The organism is Microbacterium zouquanmingi (assembly GCF_052266675.1).
In the GTDB taxonomy this organism is placed as follows: Bacteria; Actinomycetota; Actinomycetes; order Actinomycetales; family Microbacteriaceae; genus Microbacterium.
Map to the genome: position 1 here is coordinate 113,696 of NZ_JBQPRA010000007.1, position 24,593 is coordinate 138,288.

The following is a 24,593-nucleotide window of genomic DNA, read 5'->3' on the forward strand; positions in this document are numbered from 1 at the left end:
TGGTCAGTTCGGGACGATCGGAATCGCTCCGGTGAAGACGCCAGGCTCTTCGGGGCCTTCTTCACCGGGCGGTGCACTCTTCGCCCGACGCACGCTCAGCGCCGTGCCCGCACTCGCTGCGACGACGAGCGCGATGGCGGCGAGTTTCAGCGGCGTCGCCGTCTGGCCGAGGACGAGCCAGCCGGCGAGCGTCGCGAAGGCCGGCTCCAGGCTCAGCAGCACGCCGAACACGCGCTGCGGCAGACGCCGGAGCGCGGCCAGCTCGAAGCTGTACGGGATCACCGATGACAGCACAGCGGTCAGGACTGCGAGCAGCAGCAGCGCCATCGCGTCGCCCGAAGTGCTCAGCGTCACGACTGTCGGGATGCCGACCGGGAGCAGCAGCACGGATGCCACGAGCAGACCGACGACAAGACCGCCGCTGCCAGGGATCGCTTCGCCGACTGTGGCGCTCATCCGGATGTAGAACACCCAGAACCCGGCCGCGATCAGGATGAAGATGACACCGAGGAGGTCGAGCGGCTCGGCACCCAGCATCCCGTCGAGACCGAGCAATCCCATACCGGCGAGGGCGAGCGCGACCCAGACGCCGTCCATGAGGCGGCGGGTGAGGACGGCCGACAGAAGCAGGGGCCCTAAGAACTCGATCGCGACCGCGGGTCCCAGCGGTACCCGCTCGATCCCTGCGTAGAAGAAGCCGTTCATCCCCGCCAGTGACACTCCGAACAGTGCCGCGCTGACCCACTGCTTTCTGTTCCAGCGTCGAACGCGCGGCCGCACGAAGACGAGCAGGATGAGCGCCGCGATCCCGATTCGAAGCGAGGTGACGCCCCACGCGCCGAGGGCAGGGAACAGCTGCGCCGCGATGGCCGCACCGAACGGCAGCGACAGGCACGAACCGATGACCAGCACGACGCCGACTGCGGGGCGGGATGCAGGGATCGAGGTCACCCGTACAGCGTGCTCCCTACCGGCCGGTCTCGTCCAGTCGGCATCGACATCCGGTCGTCGACGGTCGGGTCCGGCATCGCGGATACGATCGAAGGCATGGTCGTCACCGCTTCTGCTCTTGCCCACGCCGAGGATCTCGCCGATTTCGTCGAGGCTTCTCCCTCGAGCTATCACGCCGCCGCCGAAGTCGCCCGACGCCTCGAGGATGCCGGATTCACCCGGCTCGCAGAAGAAGACGCGTGGCCGGCGCAGGCCGGTGGCCGCTTCGTCGTCGTGCGCGATGGCGCGGCGATCGCCTGGGTCGTTCCGGCCGATGCCACCGCGACCACACCCTCACAGATCTTCGGCGCGCACACCGATTCCCCCGGCTTCAAGCTGAAACCCAAACCGACGACCGGCTCACGCGGATGGCTGCAGGCGGGTGTCGAGGTGTACGGCGGTCCGCTGCTGAACTCCTGGCTCGACCGCGAGCTGCGCCTTGCCGGGCGCCTCGCGCTCGCTGACGGACGCGTTGTCCTCGCTGACACCGGAGCGCTGCTGAGACTGCCTCAGCTCGCTGTGCACCTCGACCGCGAGGCGAACAGCGGCCTGGCTCTCGACAAGCAGTTCCAGACCCAGCCGGTGTGGGGTCTCGGCGACCCCACCTCCGAAGACCTGCTCGGTGAGCTCGCCTCGTCAGCGGGTGTGGATGCCGCAGCCATCCGCGGCTTCGATGCCGTCGTGGCGGACTCCGCACGCGGCGCGGTATTCGGCAAGGACGACGCCTTCTTCGCCAGCGGGCGGCTGGATGACCTGGCATCCGTCCACGCCGGTGTCGTCGCGCTGGCGTCGCTGTCCGACGCGTCGACAGGCTCGGGCTCCATCGCCGTGCTCGCGGCGTTCGACCACGAAGAGCTCGGCTCAGCATCGCGCTCGGGCGCTGCCGGCCCCTTCCTCGAAGACATCCTCGTTCGCGTCTACGCGGGGCTCGGCGCAGACGCGATCGAGCAGCGCCGCGCATTCGCGGCATCCTGGCATCTGTCCAGCGACGTCGGGCACTCGGTGCACCCCAACTACGCGCACAAGCACGATCCGGTCGTCCAGCCGCTGCTCGGATCTGGTCCGATCCTGAAGATCAATGCCAACCAGCGCTATGCGACCGACGCCGTGGGAGCAGCCGCCTGGGCGTCCTGGTGTGAGAGCGTCGGCGTCGCCTCGCAGGAGTTCGTCTCGAACAACGCCGTGCCGTGCGGCTCCACGATCGGCCCGATCACGGCGACGCGGCTCGGCATCCGCACAGTCGACGTCGGCATCCCGATCCTGTCGATGCACTCGGCACGCGAGCTCGCCGGTGTCAGCGATCTGCACGAGCTGACCCGGGTCGCTGAGGCGTTCTTCTCCGCCTGACCCATCGGTGCCAATATGGTGGCATGTCTGAGACAAGTGCAGCACCGGGGCTGATCGAGCGCGCCGGCATCGAGATCATCCCCGAATCCGAGCGCACCGCGAAGCCGCGCGACCTGTTCTGGCCATGGTTCGCAGCGAACGTGTCGGTGTTCGGCATGTCGTACGGATCGTTCGTGTTGGGCTTCGGCATCTCGTTCTGGCAGGCGACGATCGTCTCGGTCATCGGCATCGTCGTCTCCTTCGCACTGTGCGGACTGATCGCGATCGCCGGAAAGCGCGGCTCTGCCCCGACCATGGTGCTCTCGCGCGCAGCGTTCGGCGTGCATGGGCAGAAGGTCCCCGGTATCGTCTCCTGGCTCACCTCGATCGGCTGGGAGACCTTCCTCGCGATCATGGCGGTGCTGGCCACCGCGACCGTCATCACTCAGCTCGGCGGTGATGGCGACAGCGTCGCGCTGAAGATCATTGCCACCATCGTGGTCGCAGCGCTCATCGTCGCGGCATCCGTTCTCGGGTATCACACGATCATGAAGATGCAGTCGGTGCTCACCTGGATCACCGGCGCCGTCACGATCCTCTATGTCATCCTCACGATCCCGCACATCGATTTCGTCGCCGTCATGGCTAGGCCCGATGGCGGAATCGGCGCAGTGATCGGTGCACTCGTGATGGTGATGACCGGTTTCGGCCTGGGCTGGATCAACATCGCCGCCGACTGGTCCCGGTACCAGAAGCGCACCGCGTCTGACGGGGCGATCGTCTTCTGGAACACCCTCGGCGGGGCCATCGCCCCGGTGCTGCTGGTCGTGTTCGGTCTGCTGCTGGCCGGCTCCGACGATGCGCTCATGGATGCCGTCGGCGCCGACCCGATCGGGGCGCTTGCGACGCTGCTGCCGATCTGGGTGCTCGTGCCGTTCCTGCTGACCGCTGTGCTCGCGCTCGTATCCGGCGCCGTGCTCGGCATCTACTCTTCTGGTCTGACGCTCATCAGCCTCGGCATCCGCATTCCCCGCCCTTCTGCGGCGGCGATCGACGGCGTCATCCTGACGCTCGGCACGATCTGGGTGGTGTTCTTCGCAACGGACTTCCTCGGCCCGTTCCAGTCGTTCCTCATCACGCTGGGTGTTCCGCTGGCGTCGTGGGCCGGCATTCTCATCGCCGACATTCTGCGCCGCAAGAAGGACTACGACGATGACGCCCTGTTCGACGCGAAGGGCCGCTACGGCGCGTGGGACTGGACGGCGATCATCACGATGGTGGTGACGTCGGTGATCGGCTGGGGACTCGTGGTGAACAACTTCGCGGACGACGCCCCGTGGAACAACTGGCAGGGCTACCTGCTGTTCCTGATCGGCGGACGCGACGGCGACTGGGCCTACGCGAACCTCGGCGTCTTTTTCGCACTCGTGCTGTCATTCGTGGTCACGTACTTCGCCAGGGCCGGAAAGATCAGGCGTCAGGAGCAGGCATGACGGATGCTCCGTGGCTGGTCGTCATCGATCCGCAGAACATCTTCGCCTCAGCGGATTCGGAGTGGGGATCGCCGTTCTTCGGCGAGGTGATGCCGCGGATTCAGGCTTTGGCCGCGGCCTTCGGCGAGCGCGTGCTCGTGACCCGCTGGCTGCCGACCGCTGACCGTTCCACCTCCTGGGGCGAGTACTTCCAGGCCTGGCCGTTCGCCGATCAGCCAGAGACAGATGCGCTGTTCAAGCTCGTTCCGGCGGCCGCTTCGCTGTCTCAGCATCCGAGCGTCGATGTGCCGACGTTCGGCAAATGGGCGGCTCTGGAAGAGTTCACAGGACGCGGCGGGCACGTCGTCCTCACGGGAGTGTCCACCGACTGCTGTGTGATCTCGACGGCCCTCGCCGCCGCGGATGCCGGGGCCAGGGTGACCGTCGTCACCGACGCCTGCGCTGGTTCGACGGCACAGAATCACGCCGCGGCCATCACGGTGATGGGCCTGTACCCGCCGCAGCTCACGCTCGCCACGACAGCGGAGGTCCTCGCGAATATCACCTGATCAGGCACTTCGGGCTTTGCTATCGTCGATGCCTGTACATAACTGACGATGCACCTAACTGTTCGCACCCGACGAAACCGATGTGATGACTGAAGATACCTCGCCGCCCCTGCCCGCAACCACACGAAGCGCTGCACCACCGCCTCGCTGGCCTGTGCTGATCGGTTCGGCGGTGGCGATTCTGGCAATCGCACTGTGGGCGATCTTCGCGCCAGTGCAGGCCGGTGAGGTGATCGGCGTCATGGTCGGTTGGATCGCGACGAACTTCGGTTGGTACTTCGTGCTGACCGCGGCGATCGTCGTGGTGTTCGTGCTGGTCCTGGCCTTCTCCTCGGTGGGACGCACCAAGCTCGGCCCCGACCATTCCAAACCGCAGTTCAGCATGTTCACCTGGGCCTCGATGCTGTTCGCCGCTGGCATCGGCATCGACCTGATGTTCTTCGCTGTCTCTGAGCCCGCAGCTCAGTACATGAACCCGCCCACCGGTGACGGCGAGACCATCGCGGCCGCACGCCAGGCGATCGTGTGGACGTTCTTCCACTACGGCCCGGTCGGCTGGGCGATGTACGCGCTGATGGGCGCGGCATTCGCCTACTTCGCCTACCGTCTCAACCAGCCGCTGACGATCCGTTCGGTCCTTTCGCCGCTGTTCGGGCGGTTCACCAACGGCTGGGTCGGGCACAGCGTCGACATCTTCACCGTGCTGGGCACCGTGTTCGGAATCGCCACCACCCTCGGCATCGGCGTCGTGCAGCTCAGTTACGGAATGCATGTGCTCTTCGGTACCGAAGACGGCGTCTCGATGCAGATCGCGCTGATCGTGCTCGCCGTGGCAATGGCGACGATCTCGACGGTCTCTGGTGTAGAGAAGGGCATCCGTCGTCTCTCCGAGGCGAACGTCATCCTCGCCATCATCCTGCTGCTGTGGATAACGATCACCGGTCAGACGCGGCGCATCCTGGACGGCCTCGTGATGAACATCGGCGATTTCGTCGCGACGTTCCCGAGCCTCCTGATGGAGACCTTCGCCTGGACCCGCCCCGATGACTGGATGCAGGGCTGGACCCTGTTTTTCTGGGCATGGTGGGTCGCCTGGGCGCCGTTCGTTGGACTGTTCTTGGCACGAATCTCACGTGGGCGCACCCTTCGCCAGTTCATCGTCGGCGTGCTGGTGATCCCCTTCGCGTTCATCGCGATCTTCGTGTCGATCTTCGGCAACTCCGCACTCGAGATCATCCTCGGCGGCGATACCGCTTTTGCGGAAGCCGCGGTCAACACTCCGGAGCGGGCGTTCTTCGACCTACTGCAGCAATACCCGGCGGCACCGGTGGTGTTGGCCGTCGCTCTTCTGACCGGGTTGCTGTTCTACGTCACCTCCGCCGACTCCGGCGCTCTCGTGCTGGCTAATCTGACCTCCAAGATGGAAGACCCGAGGCAAGACGCCAGCAAGCTCCTGCGCATCTTCTGGTCGCTCGCCACGGGCCTGCTGACGCTCGGGATGCTGCTGGTGGGTGGCGTTCCCACGTTGCAAGCCGCGACCCTGATCATCGGCCTACCGGTCTCGCTGTTGCTGTACCTCGTGATGATCTCGCTCTATCGATCACTGCGAACAGAGACGCATCACCGCGCAGGATATCTGGCCACGCTCCCCGGACGGTTCGGCCCGACGCAGACGAACTGGCGTCAGCGCCTCAAGCGCTCGACCACGTTCCCCGGTCGCGCGCAGGCGGTCACGTATCTCGACAATGTGGCCGCTCCCGCGCTGCAGGACGTCGCGGACGAACTGTGCGCAGCGGGCACCGAAGCGTCGGTCGCGCGCATCGAGATCGACGGACTGGATATGCCGTCGCTCATCCTCTCGGTGCCGTTCGCCGATGCGGAGGACTTCAGTTATCAGCTCTACCCGGTCGCGCACGAGGTGCCGACCTTCGCGTACCGGAGCATCAGCGAGTCGAGCCAGTACTTCCGCATCGAGCCGTTCGCAGCGACCGGTTCGCGCGGTTACGACGTGTACGGCTACACGAGCGACCAGCTGATCACCGATGTGCTCAGCAGCTACGAGTCCCATCTGGAATACCTGCGACTCACCGTTGACATGCCAGAGACGGTCTTCACCGAATCACTGCCCATGATCACCGACTGGCAAGACGACTTCTCAGATCCGGCATCACCCGATGCCGACAGCACGAAGGAGACCTCATGACTGGCACACTCTTCATCGACGGCGCCTGGACGACTGCAGCGCAAGGAGACACCCGTGAGATTCGGTGTCCTGCCGATGGCTCGCTCGTAGCAGTCGTCGATGAGGCATCCGAAGTGGATGCGATCGCAGCGATCGCAGCGGCACGCCGCGCCTTCGACAACGGCGAGTGGAGCACAGTGCCCCCTGCTGAGCGCGGGGACTTCCTGTTGCGCGTGGCGGACCGCCTGCGTGAGCGCAAAGAAGAATTCGCGCGCGCGGAGGCCCTGGACACCGGCAAGCGCATGGTCGAAGCGCGCATCGATATGGATGACATCGCCGCGTGTTTCGACTATTTCGGGAAGTTGGCTGCTCAGGACGCTGGCCGCATCGTAGATGCCGGCAGCGCTGACGTGCTCAGCCGGATCGAGTACGAGCCAGTCGGCGTCTGCGCGCTGATCACGCCGTGGAACTATCCACTGCTGCAGGCCGCATGGAAGATCGCCCCGGCGCTGGCCGCGGGGAACACGTTCGTGCTGAAACCTGCGGAGCTCACCCCGCACACCGCGATCCTGATGATGGATGTGCTCGCCGAACTGGGCCTTCCTGCAGGAGTGGCCAACCTCGTGCTCGGGGCGGGCGCCACCGCCGGCGGGCCGCTGTCGACGAGTGAAGACGTCGACATGGTCTCGTTCACCGGCGGTCTGGTCACAGGCAGGCTCCTCGCAGCGAATGCCGCGGCAACGGTGAAGAAGGTCGCCCTGGAGCTCGGAGGCAAGAACCCCAACGTGATCTTCGCGGATGCTGACTTCGATGCTGCCGTCGACAACGCGCTGAACGCGGCCTTCGTGCACTCCGGCCAGGTCTGTTCGGCAGGCGCGCGACTGGTCGTGGAAGAGTCGATCGCCGAGCGCTTCGTGGATGAGCTCGTTCGCCGTGCTGAGGCCATCCGCCTCGGCGGCCCCTTCGACGAGGTTGCAGAGTCTGGACCGCTGATCTCCGCCGCGCATCGCGAGAAGGTAGACGCATACGTGCAGGCCGGCATTGCTGAAGGCGCGCGGCTGCGCACCGGCGGCAAGGCACCCGGCGACGATCTCGCCGACGGCTTCTACTATCTGCCGACGGTTCTCGACCGAGTCACCCGCGGCATGTCCGTGGTGCGCGACGAGGCCTTCGGCCCTGTTGTCACCGTCGAGACATTCACTACCGAAGATGAGGCTGTCGAGATCGCGAACGACACCATCTATGGTCTCGCAGGCGCCGTGTGGACGCAGGATGCCGGACGCGCCCAGCGCATCGCCCGACGCCTCCGCCACGGCACCATCTGGATCAACGACTACCACCCGTACCTGCCGCAGGCCGAGTGGGGCGGGTTCAAGCAGTCCGGGTTCGGGCGAGAGCTCGGTCCGACCGGACTCGCCGAATATCAGGAAGCCAAGCACATCTACCAGAACCTCACCCCTGCGGTGAGTGGCTGGTTCCCCGAGCACTGATCTGGAGCAGATGACAATGAAAACCACACACACATTCGACTATGTGGTCGTCGGCGGCGGGTCAGCTGGCGCAGCCGTCGCCGCCCGTCTGAGTGAAGACCCCTCCGTCACCGTGGGTCTGCTCGAAGCGGGCCCGTCCGACACCGACGAGCAGGTCGTTCTGCAACTGAACCGCTGGATGGAATTGCTTGAGTCCGGCTTCGACTGGGACTACCCGATCGAGCCGCAGGAGAATGGCAACTCCTTCATGCGCCACGCGCGCGCGAAGGTGCTGGGCGGATGCTCCTCGCACAACTCGTGCATCGCGTTCTGGGCTCCGCGGGAAGATCTCGATGAGTGGGCTGCCGTGCACGGCGCGACGGGCTGGGAATCCGAGAAGACGTTCCCGCTGTACAAGAAGCTCGAGACGAACGAGCTCGAAGGCGACCTGCACGGTCACGACGGCCCCGTGAACCTGATGAACGTGCCGGCCGTCGACCCCTGCGGCATCGCGCTGCTGGACGCATGTGAGCAGGCCGGCATCCCGCGCGTACAGTTCAACACCGGCGAGACGGTTGTCAACGGTGCGAATTTCTTCCAGGTCAACCGTCAGGCCGATGGCACTCGCGCATCGTCGTCGGTGTCGTACCTGCATCCGATCCTCGACCGCGAGAATCTCACGATCCTCACCGGCCGGCACGTCAAGGAGCTCACCTTCGACGACTCCGGCGCCTGCACGGGCGTGATCAGCGTCGACAACCCGTTTGCGCGACCGTCGCACATTGCCGCAACACGCGAAGTCATCGTCTCGGCAGGTGCCATCAACACGCCGCAGCTGCTCATGCTCTCGGGCATCGGCCCGGCCGACCACCTGCGCGAGATCGGCATCGAGGTGCGCGTGGACTCCCCCGGTGTCGGCTCGAACCTCGCCGACCACCCTGAGGGCGTCGTGCAGTGGGAGTCGAACAAGCAGATGGCTCGTGAATCGACCCAGTGGTGGGAGATCGGGATCTTCATGCCTACCCAGGACGGCCTGGACCGCCCCGACCTGATGATGCACTACGGTTCAGTGCCGTTCGATATGCACACCTATCGGGCCGGCTACCCCACTGCGGAGGAGATGATCTGTCTCACGCCGAACGTCACGCACGCCCGCTCACGCGGCACCGTGCGCCTGCGTTCGATCGACTACCGAGACAAGCCGAAGGTCGACCCTCGCTACTTCACTGACCCAGAGGGTCATGACATGCGCGTCATGATCGACGGAATCCGCAAGGCCCGCGAAATCGTCGCCCAGCCTGCGATGGCCGAGTGGGCGGGGCGCGAATTGGCCCCCGGTGCGGATGCGGTGACCGACGATGACCTCGCCGCGTACATCCGTGCCACTCACAACACCGTGTACCACCCGGTCGGCACCGTGCGAATGGGTCCTGTCGAAGACGAGATGTCGCCGCTGGACCCCCAGCTGCGTGTCAAGGGCGTCTCACGTCTGCGTGTGGTGGATGCTTCGGCGATGCCCGAGATCACCACGGTCAACCCCAACATCACGGTGATGATGATGGGCGAGAAGTGTGCGGAACTGATTCGCTCAGGAAACTGATCGAACCGCTGCTGCGACCTGAACGAGCGGGGCGACGCCGACTACTGCCACACTGGTCGGTGGAGAGGAACACATGACCACGCACGAGGACGTCGAAGCATCCGCTGGCCGCAAGCCGCACAAGCGCTGGTACAGGACCAAGATCACACTCGGCATCATCATCGTGGTCGTGCTGATCGTCGCGATCATCGGAGCGATCACACCGTGGCCGTCGGCCATGGTGATCCGCGCCGTCTTCACCCAAGGCGGTGAAGCGACCGCGACTGAGATGGAAGGGCACGTTCCCGACACTCAGCTCACTGAGACGCTCGACGTCGCATATGCCGATGACGGCATCGACACGACGATGGATGTCTTCACCCCGGCATCTGCCACTGGCCCCCTGCCGACGGTCGTCTGGATCCACGGCGGAGCCTGGATCTCGGGCTCGAAGGAGAACGTCGACCCTTACATGCGTATCCTCGCCGCCGAGGGGTACACCACGATCGCGCTGAATTACACGCTCGGACCAGAGGGCTTCTATCCGACCGCCGTCGGCCAGATCAACCAGGCTCTCGCGTACATCAATGAGAACGCCGCCGATCTGGGCGTCGATCCCACGCAGATCGTGCTCGCAGGCGACTCAGCCGGTGGCCAGCTCGCCAGCCAGATGGCGACACTCATCACGAACCCCGACTACGCCGAGATCATGTCGGTGACGCCGGCGCTGAGGGCAGACCAGGTCGCGGCCACCGTGCTCAACTGCGGTGTCTACGACCTCGCGGCCCTTGCCGCGCTCGACGGCATCTTCGGCTGGGGGCTGAAGTCCTCGATGTGGGCGTACGCGGGCACGAAGAACTGGGCCGAGGACTCCTCGGGTGCCACGATGTCGACCGTGAACTGGGTCACCGAGGACTTCCCCACCACCTACATCTCCGGGGGCAACGGCGACGCTCTCACCTGGCTGCAGTCGATTCCGATGTCCCAGCGTCTCGACGCGCTGGGCGTCGACGTCACGACCCAGTTCTGGCCCGCCGACCATGAGCCTGCGCTCCCGCACGAGTACCAGTTCCACCTCGACATGCCAGATGCACAGACTGCCCTGCAGAAGACGATCGACTTCCTGGACGAGCACACCACGCACTGATCCGAGATCAGCCCTGACGCCTGACCGATCGTTCAGGATACCCTCGGGATCATGGCCACAGACTCCGCAGGCACCGACAACGAACGTGCGCTCGAAGACACCATCGTCACAGATCTCGCGGGGCGGATGACCTACGGTTCCTACCTCGAGCTCGACAAACTGCTCGATGCCCAGCATCCGGTCAGCAGGCCAGAGCACCACGACGAGATGCTGTTCATCATTCAGCATCAGACCACCGAGCTCTGGCTGAAGCTCCTGCTGCACGAGGTGTCTTCGGCGCGCGTGCTGCTGGCGCACGATGACCTTCGCGAAGCGCTCAAGCGCGTGGCCCGGGTCAAGCAGATCCAGGCCGTGATGACCCAGCAGTGGTCGGTGCTTGCCACCCTCACCCCGACCGAGTACGCCCAGTTCCGTGGGTCGCTGGGCAATTCGTCTGGATTCCAGTCCGTGCAGTACCGGGCGGTGGAGTTCGCCCTGGGCAACAAGAATGCGCGGATGCTGCAGGTGTTCCGCGATCACCCGGAGAACCTCGCGCTGCTGGCGGCAGAGCGTGAGCGGCCGACCCTGTACGACGAGTTCCTGCGGTACGCCTCGCGCCGAGGCGTACCGATCCCGGCCGAGGTCCTCGAGCGCGACGTCCGTGAGCCCTATCGCCCGCACGCATCGCTCGTGCCGGCGATCCGCGAGATCTACGAGAACCCGCAGGAGCACTGGGACCTCTACGAGGCCTGCGAGGATCTGGTCGATCTCGAGGACAACTTCCAGTTCTGGCGCTTCCGGCATCTGAAGACGGTGACCCGCACCATCGGCATGAAGCAGGGCACCGGCGGCTCGAGCGGGGTGAGCTTCTTGCAGCGTGCGCTGGATCTGACGTTCTTCCCCGAGCTGTACACCGTGCGCACCGAGATCGGGGCGTGATGCAGCAGACAGCTCGGGGCTTCATCGTCGGAGGATTCACCGACCACCACGTGCACCTGCAGCTGGTCGATCACGCGCTGCTGGCCGATTCTGTGCTCGGTCGCGTGATCGATCTCGGCGGGCACCCGGCGGTGCTCGCTGATATGCAGGCCGGCATCGACGTCGCCTACGCCGGTGCGTTTCTGACGCCGCCAGGCGGCTATCCGTCGATGCGCTCGTGGGCGCCCGAGGGCTCGGTGCGCGAGATTCCCGATGCGGATGCCGCGGCCAGAGCCGTCGCCGAGATGAAGAAGGCAGGCGCCATCTGCATCAAGGTCGCCAGCAACACCATCGCAGGGTCGGTGTTCTCCGACGGCATGCTCCACACGATCATCGAAATCGCCACGGAGGAGAGCCTGCCGGTCGTCGCCCATGCAGAGGGCCGAGGCGAAGCCCAGCGCGTCACCGCCCTCGGCGTCGACCTGCTGGCGCACGCGCCCTTCAGCGAGCGACTCACCGATGACGAGATCGCTGTACAGGCAGCATCCGTGCAGTGGATCTCGACGCTCGCCATCCACGCCGGCCCGACGTACCAGACCGCCGTCGACAACGTGCGCCGCTTCCATGCCGCCGGCGGCACTGTGCTCTACGGCACAGACATGGGCAACGGCCCCGTCTCCGTCGACCTGAGCGAGCGCGAGGTCAGGGCGCTGCGCGAGACCGGCATCGATGACGACGCCCTCATCCGCACGCTGGCCCCCGTCGATGACGGCCGGCAGCTGTTCATCCCGGGGGATGTGCCCGACCCGCTCCTCGCCCGCCCGCTGACCCCCGCCGACCTGGAGGAATGACGTGTCCGACATCGTCACCGAAGCCCACGACCTCGATGCCGCAGACCCGCTGCGCGCGCACCTCGACGCCTTCGTCGAGGCTCCTGGAGTCAGCGCCTATCTCGACGGCAACTCGCTCGGTCGCCCGCTGCGGGAACTGCCCACGCGGCTCGCCGCCTTCGTTCAGAACGATTGGGGCACACGCCTGATCCGTTCCTGGGACGAGCAGTGGATGGCGCTGCCGATCCAACTCGGCGACCGGATCGGCCGCATCGCGCTCGGCGCCGCAGCGGGCCAGACGGTCGTCGCCGACTCGACGACCGTGCTGCTCTACAAGCTCATGCGCGCCGCGGTCTCAGCACGCCCCGAGCGCACCGAGATCGTGATCGAGGAGGGCAACTTTCCCACCGACCGCTTCGTCGCCGAGGGAGTCGCCGCCGAGCGCGGCCTCACGCTGCGCTGGATCAGCCCTGATCCGATCGCCGGTGTGCAGGTGGCCGATGTCGAGGCCGCAGTCACGGAGCAGACGGCGCTCGTCGTGCTCAGCCACGTCGATTACCGCTCCGGCGCTCTGGCCGACATGAAGGCGATCACGGATGCCGCGCACGCAGCAGGTGCCCTCATCCTCTGGGACCTCTGCCACTCGGTCGGCGTCATCCCGATCGAGCTCGACGCGTGCGGGGTCGATATCGCGGTCGGCTGCACCTACAAGTATCTGAACGGCGGACCGGGTTCCCCCGCCTTCGCGTACATCAACGCCAGCCACCACGACGTGCTGCGCCAGCCCATTCAGGGCTGGATGGGAGCCGGAGACGTGTTCGCCATGGGTGACGCCTACACGCCGGCCGGCGGCATTCGCCAGTTCATCAGCGGCACACCACCCGTGCTCGGGATGCTGGCGATGCAGGGCATGCTCGACCTGATCGAAGCGGCGACGATAGAAGCGGTCCGCGAGAAGTCGAAGACCCTGACCGAGCTCGTCGTGCGCGCGTTCGACGAGGAGCTCACCCCGCTCGGCGTGCGCCTTCTGAGCCCGAGGGATGCCGCTGCACGTGGTGGTCACGTCACGATAGGTCACCCCGACTTCGCCGAGGTGACCAAAACGCTGTGGGCAGACGGCGTGATCCCGGACTTCCGCTTCCCCGACGGTATCCGTCTCGGACTATCGCCACTGAGCACCTCGCATGCGGAGGCACTCAGCGGCGTTCTGGCCGTACGCGACGTGCTCGGCTGAGCGGCGGTCAGCTCGCGACCGACCGGAGGAACGCCCGGACGTTCTCGCCCAGCCGCTCGATGCGCTGATCGCGCGCAGCTTCACGATCGAAGCCCTCGTAGGCGAGCGACGGGAGCCGGCGCGCGCTGTGCGAACAGCCGAACTCCGCGCACGCCAGGGTGCCGATCGTGTCACCGTTGCGCCCTGCCGTTCCGGCCTTGCGCGCAGAGAAGAACTGCACGTCGCTTCGGAGCGTCACGTCTTCGCACCATGAGCACTGCGCGCGGGCGAGCACGCGCTGCTCGGCACGCTGCAAGAGGATTCCGGTGAGAACACCGTCGACCTCGGTGACGACATAGGCGCGGCGGGCGAACTTCTGATCAGACCAGCCGAGGTAGTCGAGCCGGTCGAAGTCGATCTCAGAGAATGCGGGCGGCAGCGAAAGGGATGAGACCTCTTTACGGGAGGCGTTGATGAAGGATGCGCGAATATCGCGCTCGTCGATGCGACGCATGAAGAAGTGCTTTCTGAACTCGGTGAGGGGAGGACGATCTGCCGGTGACGGGAGTTCCGCCTCCGGCTGATGTTCAGCCTCTGCCGCCGGCGCCGGGAGCGCCTGCGACCACCTTCCGCGCGCGAGGCGCATTCATCGAGAACAGCACCCGCAGAGCTTACGCCCCTCTCGGGTTGATGTCACGGACCTCAGGCGCCGAGCGTCGGGATCTCGTACCGATGCGGCGTTCCGAAACGGTGCGCGGAGACCGACACAGCCTGCTCGCGCAGGAACGTCAGCATCTCGATCCGTCCGGCCGAGAGAACCGGGCCGGAATACACTGCTACCGCGGGAGACCCGTCGATAGCGGCTGCGAGAGCCACAGCATCCCCGCCGATGAGCCGGATGCGCCCGCCGGTCTCGGCGAGGCGCGCGGCGCGCGCTCCCCAGCCGGCGGCGTCTTCGATCGCGAGGCCGACCGCATGCGCCGAGAGCCAGGACGTCACGGATGCCGGAAGCTCAGCGGCTGCGCTCACGCTCAGTCGCGCACCGGTGCGAACGCCGGCCGCGATCACACGGACCGCCTCAGCGGGGGTGCCGTTCTCCACGCGGATCGTCACGGGGACCGTGCCGTAACGCAGCGCGTTGTGCTCGGTGAGGAGCCCTGTCGGGTCGCTGACCGTGCCGAACTCATCTCGCCAGGCAGCGACGTCGGTGGCGAGTGCTCCCTGCAGCCAGGTCGTGTCGCCCTCGATGGCGGCGAGCGCTCCGCGCGAGAGCTCGTCGCTCGGGGCGGCTGCGGCAACCGGCGCATCCGCCCAGTCCGACAGCCCGATGAGGTAGCTCGGGCCGCCGGCCTTCGTGCCAGAGCCGACGGCTGCCTTCTTCCAGCCTCCGAACGGCTGGCGCTGCACGATGGCGCCGGTGATGCCGCGATTGACATAGAGGTTTCCGGCCTGCACGTTCGCCAGCCACTGCGCGATCTCATCCTCGTCGAGGGAGTGGAGGCCCGAGGTCAGACCGTAATCGATCGCGTTCACCATGCTGACAGCCTCATCGAGGCTTTCGGCCGTCATGATGCCGAGCACAGGGCCGAAGTACTCCGTGAGGTGGAACGGGCTTCCGGCGGCGACGTTCTCACGGATACCGGGGCGCCACAGCTTTCCTTCGTCGTCGAGCTTCTCGGGCTCGATGACCCACTGCTCCCCCGCTTCGAGCGTGGTGAGCGCGTGCAGCAGCTTTCCGTCCGCCGGGCCGATGAGGGGCCCGATGCGGCTCGATCCGTCCCACGGCTGGCCCACCTGATACGCGTCGACGGCGTCGACGAGCTGGCGGCGGAAGCGCTCGCTCTTTGCAACCGAGCCGACGAGGATCACCAGAGATGCCGCCGAGCACTTCTGACCGGCGTGGCCGAATGCCGAGTAGGCGACGTCGCGGGCGGCGAGATCGAGGTCCGCGTGCGGGGTGACGATGATGGCGTTCTTGCCGCTCGTCTCAGCAAGCAGCGGCAGATCGGGGCGGAAGCTGCGGAACAGCTCAGCCGTCTCGTACCCGCCCGTGAGGATGACGCGCTCCACACCCGGGTCGCTGACGAGCTTCTGGCCGAGCTCGCGGCCATCCAGCTGCACGTACTGCAGCACGTCGCGCGGAACACCCGCGTCCCACAGCGCCTCGATCATCACGGCACCGGAGCGGCGCGCCTGACGAGCGGGCTTGATGATGACCGGAGATCCTGCGGCGAGGGCTGCGAGCGTGGAACCGGCGGGGATGGCGACCGGGAAATTCCACGGCGGCGTGACCACGGTGAGCCCAACCGGCTTCGGAGTCGCGCCTTCGATCGCCTCAGCGCGCAGCGCGCTCTCGGCGTAGTAGTGCGCGAAGTCGATGGCCTCGCTGACCTCGGGGTCGCCCTGTTCGAGCACCTTGCCGCACTCCGAGCCCATCACTTCGAGCAGCGCTCCGCGGCGGCTCTCGAGCAGCTCGCCTGCCTTGTGCAGGATCGCCGCGCGCCCCGCAGCCCCCCGCGCACGCCAGGCCTCCCCCGCAGCCACTGCGCGCGTGATGACCTCGTCGAGCACCTGCCCGTCGGAGATGGTGTTCGCGCGCACGGTCTCGTTCCCGAGGTCGGATTCCTGCATGCGAGAGCGGATGCCGTCACCCCACGCGCGGTTAGCCGCGAGGCTCGGATCGGTGTCGGGAGTGTTCTCGAACCCTTCGACAGGCTCAGGGATCGAAGACGCAGGCTCAGGGACTGCTTCAGCAGAGCGGTTCTGAGTGCGGTTGGGCGCCGGAACATCGGTCGGCATCGAGGCGATGGACGCGAGGAAGCGGTCGCGCTCGCGATCGAAGAGCGCAGGATCACTGTCGAGGTCGAACACCGCTGACATGAAGTTCTCGGTCGATGCCCCTTCTTCCAGGCGACGGATCAGGTAGGCGATCGCGACGTCGAACTCGGCGGGGTGCACGACCGGCGTGTACAGCAGGAGCGAACCGACGGTGCGGCGGATGACAGTCGCCTGTGCGGTCGCCATGCCCAGCAGCATCTCGAATTCGATGCCCGCGGTCGCGCCGCGCTGGTTCGCCAGCAGCCAGGCCAGTGCGATGTCGAAGAGGTTGTGCCCTGCGACGCCGATGCGCACGTTCTTCACGTGCTCTGGCCGCAGGGCGTAGTCGAGCACGGCCTTGTACGAGGCATCCGACGCCTCTTTGCTGTGCCACGTGGCGAGCGGCCAACCGTGGGTTTCGGCATCAACGCGCTCCATCGGCAGGTTCGCGCCCTTGACGACGCGCACCTTGATGTCGGCGCCGCCGGCGGCGACGCGCGCAGCCGACCACTCTTGCAGGCGGATCATCGCGCCGAGTGCATCGGGCAGGTACGCCTGCAGGACGATTCCGGCGGAGAGACCTCGGAATTCTTCACGGTCGAGGATGCTGGTGAACACCGCGATCGTGAGATCGAGGTCCTTGTACTCCTCCATGTCGAGGTTGATGAACTTGCCGCCGCCGTCGCGCGCGATGCGGAACAGCGGAATCAGTGCGTCTGCGGCATGCGCGACGGCCTCGTCGAACGCCCATGGACTGTGCGGGGCGACTGTCGATGACACCTTGATCGACACGTAGTCGACGTCGTCGCGCTCGAGAAGGCGGCGCGTGCCCTCGAGGCGCCTCGCCGCCTCATCTTCGCCGAGGATCGCCTCGCCGAGCAGGTTGATGTTCAGGTGCACGCCGTCAGCAGAGCGGATGCTGCGGATCGCCGCACCGAGCTTGGCATCGGTCGCGTCGACGATGAGATGGCGCACCATGCCGCGCAGCACCTTCCGGCTGATCGGCACCACGATTCCCGGGAAGGCGGGGGCCAGCGCTCCGCCGAGACGGATGAGGCTGCGGAGGGCGAGCGGCAGAAACTTCGGCGTGAGCGGCACGAGGTCATGCAGGTTGTGCGCGGCGACTCTGAGGTCCTCAGGGCGCACGACACCGTCGACGAATCCCACGGTGAAGTCGAGACCGTTCGGGTCTCCCAGCACGCCGGCGAGACGCTGCGCTGCGGCATCCGTCGGCACCTCGCGGCTCTGCTCCAGCCACGAGCGCACGAGCGCTGTGGCGTCATCGGCGAGAGCCGTGAGCTCTGCGTGGCCGGTGGGGATCGCTGCGGTCTGCGTCATGGGTCTTCCTCGCTCCAGGGCACGGCGGTGCACTTGTTCTGATCTCAGTGTGAATCAATGCTCCCATCGTGAAAAGCGAGCGTTTACGATAGATATCATTCGGTTTTATCGATTGTTTCTGAAAGAGTGCGATGTTTGAGCTACGACGCCTGCGATTGCTGCATGAACTGGCCCTGCGCGGCACGATCGCCGATGTCGCCGCGGCCCTCTCCTACAGCCCCTCAACCGTCTCGCAGCAGCTCGCGCGCCTGGAACAGGAAGCCGGAGTGCCGCTGCTCGAGGCCGACGGCAGGAGGGTGCGTCTGACTGCCCAGGGACGCCTGCTCGCTGACCATGCCGCACGCGCCCTCGAGCTCGACGAGTCGGCCCGCGCGGATCTCACCTCGTCGCAGCGCGCGCACCGCCGCGTGCGCCTCGCCGTGATGCCCACGGCCGCTGAAGCTCTCGTACCAGCGGCCCTCACTCTGCTGGCGGAGCGCGCACCGGACCTGCGACTCGAGATGGTCGAGATGGCACCGGAGGCAGGGCTCTTCGAGCTGCAGGCGCGAGCTTTCGACCTGGTGGTCGCCGAGCAGTACCCGGGGCACACTCGTGAGCACCTCGAGGGAATCGATCACACGCTCCTCGGCACGGACGCCGTGCGGCTCGCCGTTCCGCCGGAGTCGACCGCATCCACACTGGCTGATCTGAAGAATGCCGCCTGGGCCATGGAGCCGCAGGGTGCGGCCGTGCGGCAGTGGGCGGTGCAGCAGTGCCGGGCGGCGGGGTTCGAACCGGATGTGCGCTTCGAGGCGACCGACCTCATCGCACACGCACGGCTCGTTGCCGCGGGTCACGCCGCGGCGATGCTGCCGGACCTCATCTGGACCTCTGATCGCTCGTCCGTGCGACTGCTTGAACTGCCCGGCTCGCCGGTGCGCGAGATCTTCGCTGCGAGCAGGGCATCATCCCGCGACGATACGGCCATCGCCGACGTGCTCGGCGCAATGCGCGATGCCCTCGTGGCGCACGAGCCGCGCTGAGTCTCCGAGCCCGCGTGTTGCGCTGTATTTCACCGCGCATTGGTGACGGAGCGCGAGCGCCCTACCGTGGGGGAACAGCATTCACCGACTTCAGGAGTTCATCGTGTCCACCACGCACCGCACAGCATCGCCCCTCGAGGTGAGCGGACGTGCGGCCTGCATGTGCGACCACGGTGATGTGTGTTCCTCCTTCGCACCCGGTCACGCCCTGCACCTGATCCAGGCACGGTTGGCCTCGGCAACGCCGAGCGATTGGGCCGATGCGATCGTCGAACGGGCGGAGGCTGCCACCGGCGAACTGCGCGTGCGCACTCTGGACGGCGAAGAGTGGGCGCTGTGGAGCGCCCAGGGTGCGGCCCTCGAAGCAGCACCGGGAACACCGGTCGCGCTGCACCGGAAGTATCACGTACTCGCCGTCGGGCGCGTACGCTTCAACGTCGCCGTCTGAACAGCGCGTCAGGCGGTCGCCGCCATCATCATGTTCTTCATGTCGACGCAGGCCTCCATGCACGCCTTGCACGACTGAGCGCACATCTTGCAGACCTCGCTGTGGTCAGCGTGCTCCATGCAGGCATCCATGCACAGCTGACACATGGCGATGCAGGCGTCGAGCATCGCCATCATCACCGCGGGCGTCATTCCCTGCATCCGCATCATCGCGCGCATCATGGTGTTACACATGTCGGCGCAGTTCATGCACGTCGGTGCGCAGTCCATCATCTGCATCGAACACACGATGCAGGCCTGTTCGCACGCCGCGCACGCATCCATGCACGCCTGTATGACGGCCATGTCCATCCGCATCTCCATGCCGGTCGTGTCTTTCATCTCCGCCGTCATGGCGCTCATCATCATCGAGTCCATCGTTCTCGCCCCGCTCTGCATCGTGGCCGAGCCGGTGAGCGACCCGCGCCGGATTCACGGGCAGATCGCCCGCTTGACGCCAGCGTAATCCCGAAGGCGCCCGGCGTCGATGGCCAGGCCAGGCGTAGTCTCTTCACCGTGCCAGCATTCTCCGCCCTGCAGCGGCTCGTGATCACGATCGCGGTGCTCGCCTCCTTCGTGACGTTCCTCGACGGCACGGTCGTCACGGTCGCTCTGCCAGCCATCAGCGAAGAGCTCGGTGGCGGAATCACGACGCAGCAGTGGGTCGTCGACGCATATCTCATCACCCTCAGCGCCCTCATTCTTCTGGCAGGTTCCCTCTCCGACGCGTACGGCCGAGTGCGCATCATGCGGATCGGGTTGATCGCCTTCGGCATAGCATCCATCGCCGTGGCCGCAGCCCCCGAACCTCTGACACTCATCCTCGCTCGCGCACTGCAGGGGGCGGCAGGCGCCCTGCTCGTCCCGAGTTCGCTCGCCCTCATCATGGCGACGATGCGCGGCGAGCTGCAGGCTCGTGCGATCGGGGTGTGGACCGCATTCACGACCGGGGCTCAGATCGCGGGCCCGCTGCTGGGCGGACTGTTCGTCGACCTGCTGTCCTGGCGCTTCGTGTTCGTGATCAACGTCATCCCGATCGGCATCACGCTGCTGCTGCTCGCCCGCCTGCAGCTGCCCGATCACCCTCGCGATTTGCGTGTGGACTGGTGGAGTGGCGCGCTGTGCGCGCTGGGCCTTGGAGCCGTCGTGTTCGCGCTCATCGAGCAGCCGAATCTCGGATGGGGATCGCCCGCGATCTGGATTCCGGCTGCCGCGGGAATCCTGCTGTTCGCCTGGTTCCTGATTCGGCAGAAGCGCTCTCGCACGCCGCTCATGCCGCTGTCGCTGTTCGCCGCACGCAACTTCGCCTGGGGCAACCTCGCCACCCTGTTCATCTACGCCGCACTCTCGCTCAACGGCTTCATCATCGGGGTCTACCTGCAGGAGGGGGCGGGTCTTCCTGCGACGGCCGCGGGCCTTGCGAGCCTGCCGATCACGATCCTGATGATCCTGCTCAGCTCGCAGGCAGGCGCATGGGCAGGAAAGCTCGGACCACGGCTGTTCATGACCACAGGCCCCCTGCTCATGGCTGCGGGTGCGCTGCTGCTACTCACCGTCGCCGATGACTTCAGCTACTGGTGGCAGGTGCTCCCATCGATGATTCTGCTCGGCCTCGGGCTCTCACTCACGGTCGCGCCTCTCACCTCTGCTGTGCTCGGCGCGATCGACGAGAACCGCTCCGGAATCGCCTCCGCGGTCAACAACGCCATCTCTCGCGTTGCCGGCCTCATCGTCGTGGCGATGCTGTCGACCATCGTCGGCGGCACGCTCGATCTCGACGGCTTCCACAGCGCAGCTCTGGTGACGGCGGCACTGATGGCAGCGGGCGGGATCGTCTCCTGGATCGGAATCCGCAAACCCGCAGCATCCGTCGCCCCGACCGGGTGACCGCCGCAGCGCGTTCAGCTCCCGAGCGATCCGAGCAGGTCGACGAAATGGTCAAGATCTGCTTCCGACCAGCCACGCAGACGATCCGCGATGCGCGCCTCATAGCGCGCACGCGCAATGGCCACCTTCTCCTGCGCGAGATCAGTCGCGACGAGCACTCGCGCGCGACGATCCTGCGGGTCCGGGATGCTCTCGACGAGCCCCAGCTCCTCGAGCTGGCGGACGTGACGACTCACGGCTGATTTGTCGGTCTGCAGCCGCTCGATGATGGCGCTGGCCGAGGTCGCCTTCCCTGTCGCGATCGAGGTCAGCACCTGATATCCGAGCGGCTGAAGATCGGGATGCACGGTCGCCGCCGCTTCACGCCAGCTCACGCGGATGCGCGCAAAGAGGCGACCGAGCTCCTGCTCGACCCTGGTGACTGCGGCATCCAGGCGCGGATCGTCAGACTCGGCACTCATACCTGCCATTTTACGGCGCAGCCACTCAGCTCTCGGCCAAGAGTCGGAGCACCTTGAAGGCTGCCCTGATCTCTTCCGGCGTGAGCTCGGCGAGCGTGCTGCGTAGCATCTCGGTGTGATCGCCACGCAGCTCGGCGAGCACGGTACACGCCTCAGGAGTCGGCGTCAGCACGCGCTGTCGCCCGTCGAGCTCGTCGGGGCGCGATTCGAGAAGACCGAGGTCTTCCAGCATCCGCACCTGCCTGCTGATGACCGACTTGTCCATCTCGAAGCGCTCCGCGAGCTCGTGCGCGTTCGAGCCTCCCACCCGGACGATGAACATCAGGAGCTTGTAGCCGGCCGGCTGCAGCTGGGGGTCAATGTGCGCTGCGCCTTCTTTCCACTGCGCCCGCGCGCGAGCGAAGAGCAGATTCAGATGACCCTGGAGTTCGACGAGCGCCTGGTCGTCATCACCCGAAAGCACAGACTGCTCGGTCATGTCATCGACCTTGCGCGGTCCGGATGGCACCGGTGTCGACGGTCGATCCCACTTCTGCCTCGGCGAACTCGATGATCGAGTCCTCAGCCTGCTCGCGCAGTTGCTCGGCCGCGGTCTTGGTCGACAGGGGCTTGTTCTTGATGAACGCGATCGCGACGATCGCCAGCACTGCGAGCGGGATCGCGAGGATGAAGGCATCCGCGATGCCTTGACCATACGCAGATTCTACGATCACCCGGAGCGCCTCTGGCAGCTGCCCGACCTTCGGAACGTCACCGGAGCCGAGGCCCTTCAGAGCCTCGATCTCTTCCGGAGTGGACGGGACGAATCCCGCCATCCCCTCCTTCGTGTACGACGTCACACTGGTCGAGAGGATCGTGCCCATGATGGTCACGCCGATCGTGCCGGCGATGGTGCGGAAGAAGTTGACGTTGGCGGATGCTGCGCCCAACTGCTGCGGCGGAGTGTCGTTCTGCACGATGAGGGTGAGGTTCTGCATCACCATGCCGAGACCCGCACCGAGCACGAACATGTACACCGCGACGAACGGGAACGGGGTGTCGTACCGAAGGGTCGCCATGAGGCTGACGCCGATCGTGGTCAGCACCGCACCGGTGATCATCCAGCCCTTCCACTTGCCGAAGCGGCTCACCAGTTGCCCGATGATGATCGAGGCGCCCATCTGGCCGACGATCATTGGAATGGTCATGACGCCGGACTCGGTCGGTGTGGCGCCGCGTGCGAGCTGGAAGTACTGCGCGAGGAAGACAGAGGTGGCGATCATCGCGACGCCGATGGCGATGGATGCGACCACTGACAGCGTGAACGTGCGGTTGCGGAACAGCGACATCGGCACGATCGGCTCTTTCACGAAGAACTCCACCGCGATGAACGCGAGCACCGCTACGCTGCCGATCACGGCGAGCGAGATGCTGGTGCCGGAGTCCCAATCGAACTGACTGCCGCCCATCGAGACCCAGATCAGCAGGGTCGAGACGCCGACGGCGAGCAGCACGATGCCGAAGTAGTCGATCGAGACCTTCACATTCTGCGGCTTGGGCAGGTGCAGGGTGACCTGGAGCAGCACGAGCGCGAGGATCGCGAAGGGCACACCCACGAAGAAGTTCGCCCGCCAACCCCACGCATCAGTGAGGAAACCACCCAGGAGCGGCCCACCGATCGTGGCGAGGGCCATGATGCCGCCCACGACGCCCATGTACTTTCCGCGCTCACGCGGAGAGATGATCAGTGCAACCGCGATCATCACGAGCGACATGAGGCCGCCGACGCCGATGCCCTGCACGACGCGCAGCGCGATGAGCATGTTCGTATCCATCGAGAATCCCGCGGCCACGGTGCCGACGGTGAAGATGATGAGAGAGGCCTGGACGAGCACCTTGCGATCGACGAGGTCGGCGAGCTTGCCCCAGATCGGAGTCGTGACGGCGGTCGCCAACAGGCTCGCAGTGATGACCCAGGTGTACTGAGCCTGCGTCCCGCCGAGGTCGGCGATGATGACCGGGAGCGAGGTCGAGACGACGGTTCCGGAGAGCACGGCGACGAACATGCCGACGATGAGACCGGAGATCGCGGTGAAGATCTCGCGCGGCGAACGGGCCGCCTCGGCTGAGGCGCGATTGGTGGATGTCAAAGTGGAGCGCTCCTGCAGATAAAGGTTGATCGACGTTAACAATACGACTTTAGTTGCTGAACCGCAACTATTGCTTGATGTCAACGACCTCGTTCATCTTCACAAGCGGATGAGCACCCGGGTGACAGCGCGGATGATTTTCGCCCAGGATCGCACCCCCGCGCGTGCAAATTCGCCAAGCTGGCACCATACTTCTCATCTATTCAGAAGGAACCTGTGAGATGAACACCGAAAACTCCGCCGTCGGCTCTGCAACCAACGGCATCCGCACCGTGCTGGGCATCAGCGGCATCCTGGCGCTCATCGTCGGGATCCTCGTCCTCGTCTGGCCGGGGAAGACGGCCGTCGTCGTCGCGGCGATCATCGCGATCTACGCCATCGTCGTCGGACTCGTATACGGCAGCATGGGAATCTTCAGCAAGACGATGCGTACCTGGCCGCGGATCGGCCACATCGTTCTCGGACTCGTGTTCGTCGTCGCGGGAATCATCGCGTTCATGAACCTGACGCTCGCGACCGGGCTGCTGGCCGTGCTCGTGAGCGTCCTCGTCGGCATCATGTGGATCGTCGAGGGCATCGTGGCTCTTTCGACGCTGGGCGGCGCCGGGTCGAAAGTCTGGGCGATCCTCTTCGCGATCCTCAGCATCATCGCGGGAATCGTGCTGCTGTTCTCGCCGCTCTGGGGAGCGGCTGTGCTGTGGTGGCTGCTGGGGATCTCGCTCGTCGTCCTCGGAATCATCAACATCGTGCGCGCGTTCCGCGTCGGAAGGAGCTGAGAC

General features: G+C 65.9%; 22 protein-coding genes. 15 read left to right on the top strand and 7 right to left on the bottom strand.

The features are described 5' to 3' along the window. Positions 1 to 3 precede the first annotated feature (3 nt). Entirely contained in the window at positions 4 to 951 is a 948-nt protein-coding gene (locus tag ACTU6V_RS14905; RefSeq protein WP_443475940.1) for an EamA family transporter, read from the bottom strand. Positions 952 to 1,047: 96 nt separating this feature from the next. Here ACTU6V_RS14905 and ACTU6V_RS14910 point away from each other — a divergent pair, with 96 nt between their 5' ends. From ACTU6V_RS14910 to ACTU6V_RS14955, 10 genes are all read left to right on the top strand, one after another. Further along, positions 1,048 to 2,337, top strand: a complete 1,290-nt coding sequence (locus ACTU6V_RS14910) for a M18 family aminopeptidase (RefSeq protein ID WP_443475941.1) — start codon at positions 1,048 to 1,050, stop codon at positions 2,335 to 2,337. Positions 2,338 to 2,360: 23 nt separating this feature from the next. Next, on the top strand, positions 2,361 to 3,809 hold the full coding sequence (locus ACTU6V_RS14915; RefSeq protein WP_443468755.1) for a purine-cytosine permease family protein: 1,449 nt from the start codon (positions 2,361 to 2,363) through the stop codon (positions 3,807 to 3,809). Then, positions 3,806 to 4,357 (top strand): cysteine hydrolase family protein, encoded by a 552-nt coding sequence (locus ACTU6V_RS14920; RefSeq protein WP_443475942.1) that lies wholly within the window; start codon positions 3,806 to 3,808, stop codon positions 4,355 to 4,357. Before ACTU6V_RS14915 ends, ACTU6V_RS14920 begins: the two co-directional genes overlap by 4 nt. 85 nt (positions 4,358 to 4,442) lie before the next feature. Beyond that, complete coding sequence (gene betT / locus ACTU6V_RS14925) at positions 4,443 to 6,560, top strand: choline BCCT transporter BetT (protein ID WP_443468753.1); 2,118 nt, start codon at positions 4,443 to 4,445, stop codon at positions 6,558 to 6,560. Next, positions 6,557 to 8,029 carry an aldehyde dehydrogenase family protein gene (locus tag ACTU6V_RS14930; protein WP_443475943.1) on the top strand — a complete coding sequence of 491 codons (1,473 nt, stop codon included), beginning with the start codon at positions 6,557 to 6,559 and terminating at the stop codon, positions 8,027 to 8,029. The genes betT and ACTU6V_RS14930 overlap by 4 nt, the downstream gene beginning before the upstream one ends. A 16-nt stretch (positions 8,030 to 8,045) precedes the next feature. After that, positions 8,046 to 9,608, top strand: coding sequence for a GMC family oxidoreductase (locus ACTU6V_RS14935; protein WP_443475944.1), 1,563 nt, complete (start codon positions 8,046 to 8,048; stop codon positions 9,606 to 9,608). A gap of 73 nt (positions 9,609 to 9,681) precedes the next feature. Beyond that, complete coding sequence (locus ACTU6V_RS14940; protein WP_443468750.1) at positions 9,682 to 10,734, top strand: alpha/beta hydrolase; 1,053 nt, start codon at positions 9,682 to 9,684, stop codon at positions 10,732 to 10,734. A 51-nt stretch (positions 10,735 to 10,785) separates the two neighbouring features. Then, entirely contained in the window at positions 10,786 to 11,652 is an 867-nt protein-coding gene (locus ACTU6V_RS14945) for a tryptophan 2,3-dioxygenase (RefSeq protein ID WP_443475945.1), read from the top strand. Further along, positions 11,649 to 12,482: an amidohydrolase family protein gene (locus ACTU6V_RS14950; protein WP_443468748.1), complete on the top strand. Its 834-nt coding sequence runs from the start codon at positions 11,649 to 11,651 to the stop codon at positions 12,480 to 12,482. Before ACTU6V_RS14945 ends, ACTU6V_RS14950 begins: the two co-directional genes overlap by 4 nt. A 1-nt stretch (position 12,483) precedes the next feature. After that, positions 12,484 to 13,695, top strand: coding sequence for a kynureninase (locus ACTU6V_RS14955; protein ID WP_443475946.1), 1,212 nt, complete (start codon positions 12,484 to 12,486; stop codon positions 13,693 to 13,695). Positions 13,696 to 13,702: 7 nt separating this feature from the next. Here ACTU6V_RS14955 and ACTU6V_RS14960 read toward each other — a convergent pair whose 3' ends face one another. Together ACTU6V_RS14960 and ACTU6V_RS14965 are read right to left on the bottom strand one after the other, a co-directional pair. Next, positions 13,703 to 14,188, bottom strand: coding sequence for an FBP domain-containing protein (locus tag ACTU6V_RS14960; RefSeq protein WP_443468746.1), 486 nt, complete (start codon positions 14,186 to 14,188; stop codon positions 13,703 to 13,705). 188 nt (positions 14,189 to 14,376) lie between these two features. After that, positions 14,377 to 17,829 carry a bifunctional proline dehydrogenase/L-glutamate gamma-semialdehyde dehydrogenase gene (locus ACTU6V_RS14965; RefSeq protein WP_443475947.1) on the bottom strand — a complete coding sequence of 1,151 codons (3,453 nt, stop codon included), beginning with the start codon at positions 17,827 to 17,829 and terminating at the stop codon, positions 14,377 to 14,379. 131 nt (positions 17,830 to 17,960) lie between these two features. On the opposite strand from ACTU6V_RS14965, the gene ACTU6V_RS14970 reads away from it, so the two are divergent. Beyond that, positions 17,961 to 18,851 carry a LysR substrate-binding domain-containing protein gene (locus tag ACTU6V_RS14970; protein WP_443468744.1) on the top strand — a complete coding sequence of 297 codons (891 nt, stop codon included), beginning with the start codon at positions 17,961 to 17,963 and terminating at the stop codon, positions 18,849 to 18,851. 103 nt (positions 18,852 to 18,954) lie between these two features. After that, positions 18,955 to 19,299 (top strand): hypothetical protein, encoded by a 345-nt coding sequence (locus ACTU6V_RS14975; RefSeq protein WP_443468743.1) that lies wholly within the window; start codon positions 18,955 to 18,957, stop codon positions 19,297 to 19,299. A gap of 8 nt (positions 19,300 to 19,307) precedes the next feature. Here ACTU6V_RS14975 and ACTU6V_RS14980 read toward each other — a convergent pair whose 3' ends face one another. Beyond that, positions 19,308 to 19,649: a four-helix bundle copper-binding protein gene (locus ACTU6V_RS14980; protein WP_443468742.1), complete on the bottom strand. Its 342-nt coding sequence runs from the start codon at positions 19,647 to 19,649 to the stop codon at positions 19,308 to 19,310. On the opposite strand from ACTU6V_RS14980, the gene ACTU6V_RS14985 reads away from it, so the two are divergent. Both ACTU6V_RS14985 and ACTU6V_RS14990 read left to right on the top strand, forming a co-directional pair. Then, positions 19,642 to 19,803 carry a hypothetical protein gene (locus tag ACTU6V_RS14985; RefSeq protein WP_443475948.1) on the top strand — a complete coding sequence of 54 codons (162 nt, stop codon included), beginning with the start codon at positions 19,642 to 19,644 and terminating at the stop codon, positions 19,801 to 19,803. The genes ACTU6V_RS14980 and ACTU6V_RS14985 overlap by 8 nt on opposite strands. Before the next feature lie 50 nt (positions 19,804 to 19,853). After that, the gene (locus tag ACTU6V_RS14990) at positions 19,854 to 21,224 is read left to right on the top strand and encodes an MFS transporter (RefSeq protein WP_443468740.1); all 1,371 of its coding nucleotides are present in this window, start codon (positions 19,854 to 19,856) and stop codon (positions 21,222 to 21,224) included. Between the two features lie 14 nt (positions 21,225 to 21,238). On the opposite strand, the gene ACTU6V_RS14995 is transcribed toward ACTU6V_RS14990, so the two are convergent. Genes ACTU6V_RS14995 through ACTU6V_RS15005 form a run of 3 tightly spaced genes read right to left on the bottom strand, consistent with a single transcriptional unit; the run spans position 21,239 to position 23,814 of the window. Continuing rightward, positions 21,239 to 21,685 (bottom strand): MarR family winged helix-turn-helix transcriptional regulator, encoded by a 447-nt coding sequence (locus tag ACTU6V_RS14995; RefSeq protein ID WP_443468739.1) that lies wholly within the window; start codon positions 21,683 to 21,685, stop codon positions 21,239 to 21,241. A 25-nt stretch (positions 21,686 to 21,710) separates the two neighbouring features. Continuing rightward, the gene (locus ACTU6V_RS15000; protein WP_443475949.1) at positions 21,711 to 22,163 is read right to left on the bottom strand and encodes a MarR family winged helix-turn-helix transcriptional regulator; all 453 of its coding nucleotides are present in this window, start codon (positions 22,161 to 22,163) and stop codon (positions 21,711 to 21,713) included. A 1-nt stretch (position 22,164) separates the two neighbouring features. After that, complete coding sequence (locus ACTU6V_RS15005) at positions 22,165 to 23,814, bottom strand: MDR family MFS transporter (RefSeq protein WP_443475950.1); 1,650 nt, start codon at positions 23,812 to 23,814, stop codon at positions 22,165 to 22,167. A 221-nt stretch (positions 23,815 to 24,035) separates the two neighbouring features. Between ACTU6V_RS15005 and ACTU6V_RS15010 the strand changes: the two genes are divergently transcribed. Beyond that, entirely contained in the window at positions 24,036 to 24,590 is a 555-nt protein-coding gene (locus ACTU6V_RS15010; protein ID WP_443468736.1) for an HdeD family acid-resistance protein, read from the top strand. The last annotated feature ends 3 nt before the right edge of the window (positions 24,591 to 24,593 follow it).

Coding starts and splice junctions, on each gene's coding strand:
- ACTU6V_RS14960 (WP_443468746.1), bottom strand. CDS start 14,188: ATGCGTCGCATCGACGAGCGCGATATTCGCGCATCCTTCATCAACGCC.
- ACTU6V_RS14920 (WP_443475942.1), top strand. CDS start 3,806: ATGACGGATGCTCCGTGGCTGGTCGTCATCGATCCGCAGAACATCTTC.
- ACTU6V_RS15000 (WP_443475949.1), bottom strand. CDS start 22,163: ATGACCGAGCAGTCTGTGCTTTCGGGTGATGACGACCAGGCGCTCGTC.
- ACTU6V_RS14935 (WP_443475944.1), top strand. CDS start 8,046: ATGAAAACCACACACACATTCGACTATGTGGTCGTCGGCGGCGGGTCA.
- ACTU6V_RS14940 (WP_443468750.1), top strand. CDS start 9,682: ATGACCACGCACGAGGACGTCGAAGCATCCGCTGGCCGCAAGCCGCAC.
- ACTU6V_RS14980 (WP_443468742.1), bottom strand. CDS start 19,649: ATGGACATGGCCGTCATACAGGCGTGCATGGATGCGTGCGCGGCGTGC.
- ACTU6V_RS14915 (WP_443468755.1), top strand. CDS start 2,361: ATGTCTGAGACAAGTGCAGCACCGGGGCTGATCGAGCGCGCCGGCATC.
- ACTU6V_RS15010 (WP_443468736.1), top strand. CDS start 24,036: ATGAACACCGAAAACTCCGCCGTCGGCTCTGCAACCAACGGCATCCGC.
- ACTU6V_RS14910 (WP_443475941.1), top strand. CDS start 1,048: ATGGTCGTCACCGCTTCTGCTCTTGCCCACGCCGAGGATCTCGCCGAT.
- ACTU6V_RS14945 (WP_443475945.1), top strand. CDS start 10,786: ATGGCCACAGACTCCGCAGGCACCGACAACGAACGTGCGCTCGAAGAC.
- betT (WP_443468753.1), top strand. CDS start 4,443: ATGACTGAAGATACCTCGCCGCCCCTGCCCGCAACCACACGAAGCGCT.
- ACTU6V_RS14995 (WP_443468739.1), bottom strand. CDS start 21,685: ATGAGTGCCGAGTCTGACGATCCGCGCCTGGATGCCGCAGTCACCAGG.
- ACTU6V_RS14985 (WP_443475948.1), top strand. CDS start 19,642: ATGTCCATCCGCATCTCCATGCCGGTCGTGTCTTTCATCTCCGCCGTC.
- ACTU6V_RS14965 (WP_443475947.1), bottom strand. CDS start 17,829: ATGACGCAGACCGCAGCGATCCCCACCGGCCACGCAGAGCTCACGGCT.
- ACTU6V_RS14970 (WP_443468744.1), top strand. CDS start 17,961: ATGTTTGAGCTACGACGCCTGCGATTGCTGCATGAACTGGCCCTGCGC.
- ACTU6V_RS14930 (WP_443475943.1), top strand. CDS start 6,557: ATGACTGGCACACTCTTCATCGACGGCGCCTGGACGACTGCAGCGCAA.